We start from the raw sequence: 10,373 nt of genomic DNA, 5'->3' as shown, positions 1-10,373 counted from the left end.
GGAAGCATGTTACTGACATCGATAATATTTAAAATAAGCACGTTCTTAAAAAGAACTAAGGATTTTATATATTACTCTGCGGGATATATGATTTTTAAATCTATGAGGATAAAGTTCCCATATTCTTCGGGTATTATTACCTCAAAGAGTATGGGAATAGCGTCTTACTTACAACACACCTTGGGCCAGCATTGCGTCTGCCACTTTAACAAAGGCCGCAATATTCGCGCCGTGTACATAGTGGGTTTGCTTGCCTTCGCCACCGTATTCAACACAAGATTGATGAATATCGAGCATGATGTGATGCAAACGGACATCAACTTTCTCTGCCTTCCAGCTCAGGCGGGCCGCGTTCTGCGCCATTTCCAGACCTGATGTGGCAACACCACCGGCATTGGCGGCTTTACCCGGTGCAAACAGCACCCCTGCATCAAGGAAAGCATCAGTTGCCTGAATAGTCGTAGGCATATTAGCGCCTTCGGCAACGGCTTTAACCCCGTTGGCAATCAGTTGACGTGCCGCTGGCAGGTCCAGTTCGTTCTGCGTCGCACATGGCAGCGCGATATCAACCGGTACACTCCATGGCTGCTGATCGGCTAAATAGACCAGATTACGTTCACGGGCATAATCTTCAATACGACCATAACGATTGTTCTTAATCTCAGCCAGATGAGCCAGTTTTTCTGGGGTAAAGCCTGTTTCATCAACCACCGTACCACCTGAGTCAGAAGCGGTAATCACTTTGGCACCCAGCGCCATGGCTTTTTCAATAGTGTATTGTGCGACGTTTCCGGCACCGGAAACCGAGACTTTTCGACCTTCAAAACCTAAGCCGTGACGTTTTAACATGGCGTCGGTGAAATAGACCAAGCCATAACCGGTGGCTTCCGGGCGAATCAGACTACCGCCGAAGGAGAGACCTTTGCCGGTGAAGACACAAGCGGTGTTATTCGACAGTTTTTTCATCATGCCAGACATAAACGCCACTTCACGGCCACCAACACCAATATCACCCGCCGGAACATCGGTATCCGGGCCGAGATGACGATACAGTTCCATCATCAGTGCCTGGCAAAAACGCATCACTTCAGCCTGACTTTTTCCTTTAGGATTAAAATCAGAACCGCCTTTGCCGCCCCCCATAGGCAGGGTTGTCAGGGCATTTTTAAAGGTCTGTTCAAAACCAAGGAACTTCAGAATCGATAAGTTTACTGATGGGTGGAAACGCATCCCGCCCTTATAAGGACCAATCGCCGAGTTAAACTGAACACGCCAGGCGCGGTTAACCTGAACTTTACCTTGGTCATCAGTCCAGGCAACGCGGAATTGAATAACACGTTCTGGCTCGACTAAGCGCTCCAGTAGGCTTTGTTCACGGTAATGTGGGTTTTGCTCCAGAAAGGGCCAAAGTGACGTGAAGACTTCACGTACTGCTTGGAGATATTCTGGTTGGTTGGCATCACGTTGTTGTAAAGATTCTAAAAACGACTCCAGAGAGGTTAAACCATTCATCACTAATAATTCCTTGTACCAATTAAGACTCTCCCTACACCTTTTTGCGAACTATTATTATTATCCAAATAGTGAGGAGACGATGTTGTGCATCTTCGACTATATCACTGGTTTATATTCATACAGCAAGGGATTTTGACAAAAACTTAGCAGGGTTATCAATGAGTGGCTATCGGGGCTTGGCGGGGGTTGTTGATTAAAAACGCCCGCAAAAGGCGGGCGTTAAAGCTAAACAGGATGACTCTCGCGAAACTTATTCGTCTTCGGCGTCGTCATCGCGCAGTGGCACGATAAGCATATCGACATGTACGGTATTGATCAGTTGGCGTGCTGAAGACATCAATTTGCTCCAGAAATCCTGATGATGGCCGCATAATACCAAGTCCATATCATATTTCTTAATGGCATCAACCAGTACCTGGCCCAAATCGCCGCTACCGCTGAGGGTTTGCTCAATTGGGTAGCCCGCATTTTGCGAAAGCTCAGTTAATGCATTATGGGTTTCTTCAGAGATACGTTTTTGCATATCGCCAAGATTAACGTCGATCAGACCGGTATAGAGGTCTGAGTAGTTAACATCAACATGGATCAGGGAAACTTTGGCATTGTACGGTCTGGCCATGGAGACCGCCTTTTCCACCAATACCTTACTTTCTGGAGATAGGTCAACCGCAATCAGAATGTGTTTGTAAGCCATAAGTAAACTCCTTCCATAATGTTAATTAATGGGTAAGCAAACATTCAACCTGTTGAACGGGTGCTAACACGGTATCTGCATACTATCATTATGACCCCTAACTGAAGTGTTTCACGGATCACAACGCACTGTTTTGATGATGATCACTAAAGCATTCGTATGTCATTTTGCACCAAATTGCACCAATAAGTGATGAGATTCGTCGGTTAATTGCCTTGGCGCACGGTGAGAATACTTGAATTTAAAGCAGATCATTATCTTAAGTATAGCGCTGATAAATCATCATGATTAACGGAATTTCATATTTGTGATGCAAATATAATTTACAAAAAACAGCGGCCAAATTTATCTAATTCAGTTAAGAAAGATTAATATTTAAGCTTAATTTGTATGGATTCTGAGCATTTATCAGTGGCAGATATTCGATATAAGTTAATGCTAATCGATACTTAACAAATGCCTAAATAGGCTTAATTTAGAGATTATCAGGCTATTTTCCATTTCATTTCCTACACTGATAAAGGGAGTCCTACACGTTCGGATACTGTGTCGAACGAACAACGTATCGAGCATAGTCAGAAAGCGGACGATAGGGGGTGTTTTTTGAGGCCCTGGGGGTGTTTGTATCGGCTAGAGTGAGCGATGGCACAGAGGTTCAGGTGATTGACCCAATGTGTGAGATATCGCTGGGAGGATAATTATGATCAGTACCGTCGCGCTTTTTTGGGCTTTATGTGTGGTATGTGTGATTAATATGGCACGTTATTATTCATCTCTGCGTGCTTTGTTAGTGGTATTACGTGGCTGCGACCCGTTGCTGTATCAATATGTTGATGGTGGTGGCTTTTTTACCTCCCACGGTCAGCCGAGCAAACAAATTAGATTAGTGGGTTACATCTTCGCCCAACGTTATCTTGATCACCACGATCCTGAGTTTATTCGCCGCTGTGAGAGGCTACGTGGGCAATTTATACTGACCAGTGCATTATGTGGATTGGTAGTGGTCAGTCTGGTGGGTTTAATGTTGTGGTATTAGTATGAATTATTGGCAGAGAAGCATTTAAAAAGGCGACCTGATAAGGCCGCCTTTTTTATTTACCATAACCGTTCAATATGCTTACTGCCCGGTCTTATCACCGTGCCAGGTTGAGGCGCACTATGATAGTAATACGTTTCGCTGGGTTTAAATGAATCTTAGAGCCACCCAGTACAACCCACCGGAAAGAAGAATAGATATTGGTAAGGTTAATACCCACGCCAACATAATGTTCTTCACCGTTTTACTCTGAACACCACCGCCATCAACCAACATGGTCCCGGCAACTGCTGAAGAGAGTACTTGCGTTGTCGATACTGGCATACCGGTATAACTCGCAATACCGATGGAAACCGCCGCAGTCATCTGGGCAGAAACCCCTTGCGCGTAAGTCATGCCTTTCTTACCAATTTTCTCACCGATGGTGACTGCCACACGTTTCCAGCCAATCATGGTACCCAAAGAGAGGGCCAGAGCGACGGCAACGATGATCCAGGTCGGTGCATATTCCACAGTTTCCAACAAATCTGTACGCAGATTATTGAGGAAACGGCGGTCTTCAGCACTGGTTTCAGGCAGCTTGGCAACAGTCCCTGCGGTTTCGGCAACACACATCAGCAAGCGACGCATATGGCTGCGTTGATCAACCGTCAGGTCGTCATAGCTTTGCAGATTAGCCAGCAACGTTTGAGCATGATCAATGGCAATCATGGCGCGTGAGCTATCACAATGGAACTGTGCCGGTGTATTCGGCAATGTTTCTGGTGCAGGTACCAGCGGTTTCAGCGCGACAGCATGAGGTAACACCTCAACATGTTGCTGATAATATTGTTGCAGATGGGTCACTGCATCGCGGGTGCGGGCAATATCATAACCGGTTGCATTCATATTCACGACGAACCCAGCCGGAGCCACGCCGATTAATACCAGCATGATCAAGCCAATCCCTTTCTGACCATCGTTAGCGCCATGAGAGAAACTCACACCGATAGCCGATAGAATCAGCGCAGTACGGGTCCAGAAGGGCGGTTTACGTTTACCGTCTTTCTTTTCACGTTCAGCAGGTGTCAGGTGAATACGTTGCTGTTTCTTGGACCCGTTCCAGTAACGACGTAGCAGGAACACCATCAAACCGGCAATAACCAGACCCACAATCGGGGATAAGATTAATGACAGGAAGATTTGAATCATCTTAGGAACGTTCAGTGCATCTACAACAGATGTACTGGTCATTAATGCATTGGTTAAACCAATACCGATGATTGCACCAATTAGCGTATGAGAGCTGGAAGCCGGGATACCGAAATACCAAGTGCCCAAATTCCAGATAATCGCCGCCAGTAGCATAGAGAAGACCATAGCCAACCCATGCGCCGAACTGACGTTTAACAGCAGATCAGTAGGCAATAAGTGAACGATAGCATAAGCCACGCTCAAACCGCCCAGCATCACGCCGAGGAAGTTAAACACCCCTGCCATCACAACAGCAACCTGTGAACGCATGGCACGGGTATAGATTACGGTCGCGACCGCATTGGCTGTATCATGAAAACCATTGATGGCTTCGTAAAACAGCACGAACAACAAAGCAAGAACTAACATTAGGCCGGTATGGAAATCCAGGCCAGCGAAAAGATGTAGCATAAGCGTTACGCCAGTTTGTGGACATGAACGCGGCGCATTATCAGTGACAATGGGGGGTGGGGAAAAGGAAAATATGACCTTTTTTTGACATGACCGCAGACGAATTCGTCTTATTGAACAACATATGCATGTTATATCAGCAAGTTACTTAGTTTTACCGTATGAGACATTTTCTTACTATGGCGATATTCCTGCGAGCGACTTACAATCTCCCGCCGCCAATTTGTCGGTTGAATGCGCTAAATAATATAATAATCAGCCAAAAGCGGGCAATTTTGCAGCGATGATGATTTTACTCAGTGAGGCCCAGTGTGGAACAGTTTGATGTGGTAGTGATAGGTGCAGGTGCTGCGGGGCTATTTTGTGCCGCTCAGGCCGGACAAGCCGGATGTCGGGTGTTGTTGGTCGATAACGGCAAAAAGGCTGGGCGCAAGATACTGATGTCTGGTGGTGGCCGCTGTAATTTTACCAATCTCTTTGCAGAGCCTGCCGCGTATCTGTCACAGAATCCTCACTTCTGTAAATCTGCCTTGGCACGTTATACCCAATGGGATTTCATCGATCTGATGAATCGCTATGGCATTGCCTGGCATGAGAAAGCGCTAGGGCAGTTGTTCTGTGATGACTCTGCTCAGCAGGTGGTTGAACTATTACTGAAAGAGTGTGAGCTGGGGCAAGTCACGATTCGGTTGCGTAGCGATGTTTTGTCGATTGAAAAAAGCGACACCGGTTTCGTATTACAAATTAATGATTTGGAAGTGAGTACTAACTCACTTGTCGTCGCCTCTGGCGGACTCTCTATGCCCGGACTTGGTGCTTCACCGTTCGGCTATAAGCTGGCAGAACAGTTTGGCTTGAAAGTCCTCCCTACCCGTGCGGCGTTAGTCCCGTTCACCTTGCACAAACCGCTGCTGGAGCACCTGCAAACATTATCTGGGGTTTCCGTGCCTGCGGTGGTCACCGCCGAAAATGGCGTTAGCTTCCGTGAGAGTATTTTGTTTACTCACCGTGGGCTTTCTGGCCCAGCAATTTTACAACTTTCAAGTTATTGGCAGGCTGGTGAGTATGTGAGCATTAACTTACTTCCTGATACTGATTTAGACGATTTTCTAAACAGTGAGCGAAAAAACCACCCTAATCAGACACTAAAAAATACTCTGGCTCAACGGTTACCTAAGCGGCTGGTGGAGTGCCTTCAGACCTTGGAGCAACTGCCAGACGTTACCCTGAAGCAATTAAACGCGCCGCAGCAGGCCGCGTTAGTCGTCAATCTTCAACAATGGCGAGTGCAGCCCAATGGCACCGAGGGTTACCGTACTGCTGAGGTCACTCTTGGTGGTGTTGACACCCAAGAGCTCTCCTCTAAGACAATGGAGGCCCATAAAGTGCCTGGAATGTACTTTATTGGCGAGGTTGTTGATGTCACTGGCTGGTTGGGTGGCTATAACTTCCAATGGGCCTGGAGCTCTGCCTGGGCCTGTGCGCAGGCATTGGCGGTTATGCGGAAACAATAAAGTCTGTTCAGTGACGCTAAAATTCGAATAGACTCGCTTTTAATGACATTAAAATTTGTTTCTTAGCTTTATATCAATAAGTTGGATTTATTTTCCACCATGCTAATTTGACGTGGCTAGAACGCTGATTGCAGTATTAAAGACAATATTAATTGTTTGTAGTTAGGGTTTATGGTTAGGAAGTTGGTGTAATAAGGATCACTTCAAGTGATCCTTAACTGATTGGCATTACGCCCAATGGGGGTGTTTTTTATTGTTTCCCCCCTATATTCCCGAACAAAACTCGGAAAGGTCTACCCCGGCACAGATTAACGCCTAAATCCTCCCTCGGCCGAATCTTTTAAAAGACAATAAAACATTTAGAAAGTACCTTGATTAAGGTACTCATTATTCTGCGTTATCTATCATGAGTATCATTAATAACATCATGATAAGAATCGTTATTCACTTCTGGAGAGATTTATGAAGGCGCTTTTACTGAAACAGTTACCACGGTGTAAAGCATTACTGGCTCTGATGGTTGTTGGAGCCTGCGCTCTGCCTCTTGGCTTCCCGACGATCAGTATGGCTGCCGCACCCACGCAGCAACAGACGCAGGTTCCCGGCTACTATCGTATGGCATTAGGTGATTTTGAAGTCACAGCCATCTATGACGGTTATGTAAAGCTGGGTACCAATCTGCTGAAGGATATCAATGAGAAAGATATTCAGACGCTGCTGTCCAGCATGTTTCTTGATAGCACCAACGGGGTACAGACTGCGGTAAATGCCTTCTTGATCAATACCGGTACCAACCTAGTCTTAGTTGATGCCGGCACCGCACAATGTTTCGGGCCGACACTGGGTGCTGTGGTCGATAATATTCGTGCTGCGGGTTATCAGCCTGAGCAAATTGATACTGTATTGCTGACCCATCTACATCCCGATCATGCCTGTGGTATTAACAATCAGGGTAAAGCCGCATTCCCTAATGCTACGGTGTATGTGTCAAAAGGGGATGCCGATTTCTGGCTGAATAAAGACGTCGCCAGTAAAGCTACGCCAGAACTGCGCCCAATGTTTGAAAAATCAATGGAATCGGTTGCCCCTTATGCGGCAAACAATAAATTAAAAATTTACACTGCTGGTGACACCTTATTACCAGGCGTCAAAGTGGTGCCAACGCCGGGCCATACCCCGGGGCACACTTCATATCTTTTCACCTCAAAAGGCGACAACTTGCTGGTGTGGGGCGATATTGTACACAGTCATTCCATCCAATTTGCGCGCCCGAATGTCTCTTTAGAATTTGATACGGATAGCAAACAGGCTGTGGTCACGCGCAAAGCTATCTTTGCCACCGCCGCTAAAGACAAACTGTGGGTGGCGGGCGCTCATCTTCCGTTCCCTGGTTTGGGCCATGTCCGGGCAAATAAAGTTGGCTACACTTGGGTGCCGATAGAATACAGCCCGATGATTGAGAAGAAATAAGGTAATAACACTAAACTGACCATAGTGAAATCTATGGTCAGTTCTATTTTATCCGATCTATCATTGAGTTAGCGCGGTATGACTATCAACGCAATGCCTGAAGAATATTATAGGCAGCTTGCACACGAACAGGATTAGGGTAATTCTTGTTAGCTAACATCACTATGCCAATATTTTCCTCTGGGATGAAGACAATATAAGCCCCAAAGCCATTGGTAGCACCGGTCTTATGCACCCAGGATGCCCGTGTTGCTGGGTGTGCTGGGTGTGCTGGCAGCAATTCCTCAACTTTACGCGGTTTCAACGCGATATCATTGCCACTGTCGGCGATGACCTCCTGTGGGTTGATAGGCCAGTTATACATTTCCCATCCCAACCCCTGGAACATCTCCCCCGCCTGGAAATAGCGAGACTGAGCCGCGATGATGGCTTTCTTTAACTTATCGTTTTCGGCAGGTAGGCTGTCTGGGTCCATATTGGCCTGCATATATCTCACCATATCTTTCGTGGTGGTTTTTACCCCATAAGCTTCCTCACCCAGCATGCCCAATGTAACGCGTACTGGCTGACCATCCTTATATCCCCATGCATAGCTTGACTGCATCGATTCAGGGACGGTGATAAAAGTATGTGTCAGTTTTAAGGGCTGGAATACATACTTTTTCATGTAGTTTTCGAAGGTTAATTGGCTTTTTTTCACCGCCAACGCCCCGAATAAACCAATACTGGCATTGGAGTAATTGCGCATCACTCCAGGTGCCCATTGTGGCTGCCATTGCTGATAATATTGCCATAATGATTTTTGGTCTGTAACCGAATCGGGCAGTTGAAGAGGTAGCCCCCCCGCAGTGTAGGTTGCCAGATGCAGCATTTTCACATCTTGCCACTGACTACCCGTTAGTTCAGGAGCGTATTCCGTCACTGGATCATTAAGGTTCATAATGCCGGTTTGCATGGCATATTCCCCGGCTATTCCGGTAAAGGTCTTACTTACTGAACCGAGTTCAAACAACGTATTCTCAGTGACTGGGATATCTGCTTTTATATCCGCTACGCCATAGTTAAAAAACTGTGGCTTTCCGTCATAAAATACAGCGACGGCCATGCCGGGAATATTCTGTTGTTCGATCAACGGCTTAAGGGTGTTATTGACGATAGTCGCAACCTGTTGCTCCGTAAGTATGGTTTGTGCCGAGGTATAAAATGGCGAAGTTGCGATAGCGGTAAAGACCAAGGTATTGATTACAGACTTTTTCAACATTAGAAAATCTTCCTTAGATTGATAAACAACAAGCAGTGTGTCTCCTTCTGCGTCGCTGATTTTGCGATGATTGACTATGGATAACAATCGATTATATTTAGTGTTTGATAATAGAAAATCTAACAGATAATCCTATGGTACGCAGTTATATTCCCCTAAATTCACTTCGCGCCTTCGAAGCCGCAGCCAGACAGTTAAGTTTTACTAAGGCTGCTATCGAATTAAACGTTACCCATGCAGCAATAAGCCAGCAGGTCAAAGCGCTGGAACAACGCCTCAATTGCCGTCTGTTTATTCGTATTTCACGCGGATTAGTGTTAACAACCGAAGGTGAGAATCTCCTACCGATCCTTAATGATTCCTTTGATCGTATCGCTGACACGCTAGACCGTTTTTCCGCTGGGGTAATGCGTGAGAAAGTCAGAGTAGGTGTGGTTGGGACCTTTGCAACCGGCTATCTCCTGCCGCGCCTGAGGGATTTTCAACAACGTTATCCACATGTGGATGTTTCACTTTCAACGCATAACAACCGTGTTGATGTGGTGGCTGAAGGGCTGGATTATGCTATTCGCTATGGCAATGGTGCCTGGCATGATACTGAGTCGCAATTTTTATGCGATGCGCCACTTGCTCCTCTGTGTGCTCCCTCGTTAGCGGGATGTTTACACCATCCTGATGACCTGCAAAAATTTACGCTGCTTCGTTCCTATCGTCGCGATGAGTGGTCGGCATGGTTTAGTGCGGCTGGAGGATGTGTCCCTTCACCTTCGCAGCAAATAATAGTGTTCGATTCGTCGGTGAGCATGCTGGAAGCGGCGCAGGCAGAGATAGGCATTGCGCTGGCTCCACCGTCCATGTTTACGCATCTGTTACTCAGAGAACGCATTATCCAGCCCTTTAGCACCACGATTAGCCTGGGCGGGTACTGGTTAACCCGGCTACAATCGCGCACAGAAACTGCCGCGATGCGGGATTTTTCTCTGTGGTTATTATCTGAGATGAAATCTGAACTCAGCCTTGGCAGACCACTAATTTAGCAACCACTGATTCTATTCAGAAACCAGTATACTAACGCTACATTTTGGCAGCGAAGAATATAGGTTTCTGTTATTTCCTCCCTCTAGCACAAATTTCCCTCAGTATTTGTGCCGAATTCAGTATGAATAATAAATAGACGATAACATGGCTGATATATAGAAAATTGCCACGGATAAAATACATGCATGACGGATAAAATGC

Annotated in this window: 8 protein-coding genes; 4 read left to right on the top strand and 4 right to left on the bottom strand. The window is 46.3% G+C overall.

Features of this window, described 5'->3' with window-relative positions:
* Positions 1-168 precede the first annotated feature (168 nt).
* Both gdhA and uspA read right to left on the bottom strand, forming a co-directional pair.
* Complete coding sequence (gdhA, locus tag V1952_RS16540) at positions 169-1,512, bottom strand: NADP-specific glutamate dehydrogenase (RefSeq protein WP_372560277.1); 1,344 nt, start codon at positions 1,510-1,512, stop codon at positions 169-171.
* 253 nt (positions 1,513-1,765) lie between these two features.
* Positions 1,766-2,209 (bottom strand): universal stress protein UspA, encoded by a 444-nt coding sequence (uspA, locus tag V1952_RS16535; RefSeq protein WP_083161333.1) that lies wholly within the window; start codon positions 2,207-2,209, stop codon positions 1,766-1,768.
* A 700-nt stretch (positions 2,210-2,909) separates the two neighbouring features.
* Here uspA and uspB point away from each other — a divergent pair.
* Positions 2,910-3,245, top strand: a complete 336-nt coding sequence (gene uspB, locus V1952_RS16530) for a universal stress protein UspB (RefSeq protein WP_005187112.1) — start codon at positions 2,910-2,912, stop codon at positions 3,243-3,245.
* 147 nt (positions 3,246-3,392) lie between these two features.
* Here the strand turns inward: uspB and pitA are convergent, their stop codons facing one another.
* Positions 3,393-4,889 carry an inorganic phosphate transporter PitA gene (gene pitA, locus V1952_RS16525; protein ID WP_083161331.1) on the bottom strand — a complete coding sequence of 499 codons (1,497 nt, stop codon included), beginning with the start codon at positions 4,887-4,889 and terminating at the stop codon, positions 3,393-3,395.
* A 311-nt stretch (positions 4,890-5,200) separates the two neighbouring features.
* Here pitA and V1952_RS16520 point away from each other — a divergent pair, with 311 nt between their 5' ends.
* Together V1952_RS16520 and V1952_RS16515 are read left to right on the top strand one after the other, a co-directional pair.
* A complete protein-coding gene (locus V1952_RS16520; RefSeq protein ID WP_420075142.1) occupies positions 5,201-6,403 on the top strand; it encodes an NAD(P)/FAD-dependent oxidoreductase in 1,203 nt (400 codons plus the stop codon).
* Between the two features lie 462 nt (positions 6,404-6,865).
* Positions 6,866-7,873 carry an MBL fold metallo-hydrolase gene (locus V1952_RS16515; protein WP_420072097.1) on the top strand — a complete coding sequence of 336 codons (1,008 nt, stop codon included), beginning with the start codon at positions 6,866-6,868 and terminating at the stop codon, positions 7,871-7,873.
* Positions 7,874-7,958: 85 nt separating this feature from the next.
* On the opposite strand, the gene ampC is transcribed toward V1952_RS16515, so the two are convergent.
* Entirely contained in the window at positions 7,959-9,134 is a 1,176-nt protein-coding gene (ampC, locus tag V1952_RS16510; protein ID WP_420075141.1) for a class C beta-lactamase, read from the bottom strand.
* 134 nt (positions 9,135-9,268) lie between these two features.
* On the opposite strand from ampC, the gene ampR reads away from it, so the two are divergent.
* The gene (gene ampR, locus V1952_RS16505) at positions 9,269-10,171 is read left to right on the top strand and encodes a LysR family transcriptional regulator AmpR (protein ID WP_420072098.1); all 903 of its coding nucleotides are present in this window, start codon (positions 9,269-9,271) and stop codon (positions 10,169-10,171) included.
* Positions 10,172-10,373 lie beyond the last annotated feature (202 nt).

The sequence above is a fragment of the Yersinia sp. 2542 StPb PI genome (genome assembly GCF_048593855.1).
In the GTDB taxonomy this organism is placed as follows: Bacteria; Pseudomonadota; Gammaproteobacteria; order Enterobacterales; family Enterobacteriaceae; genus Yersinia; species Yersinia enterocolitica_E.
The sequence above is the reverse complement of the archived record's forward strand: the minus strand, read 5'-3'. Positions and strand labels throughout refer to the sequence as shown.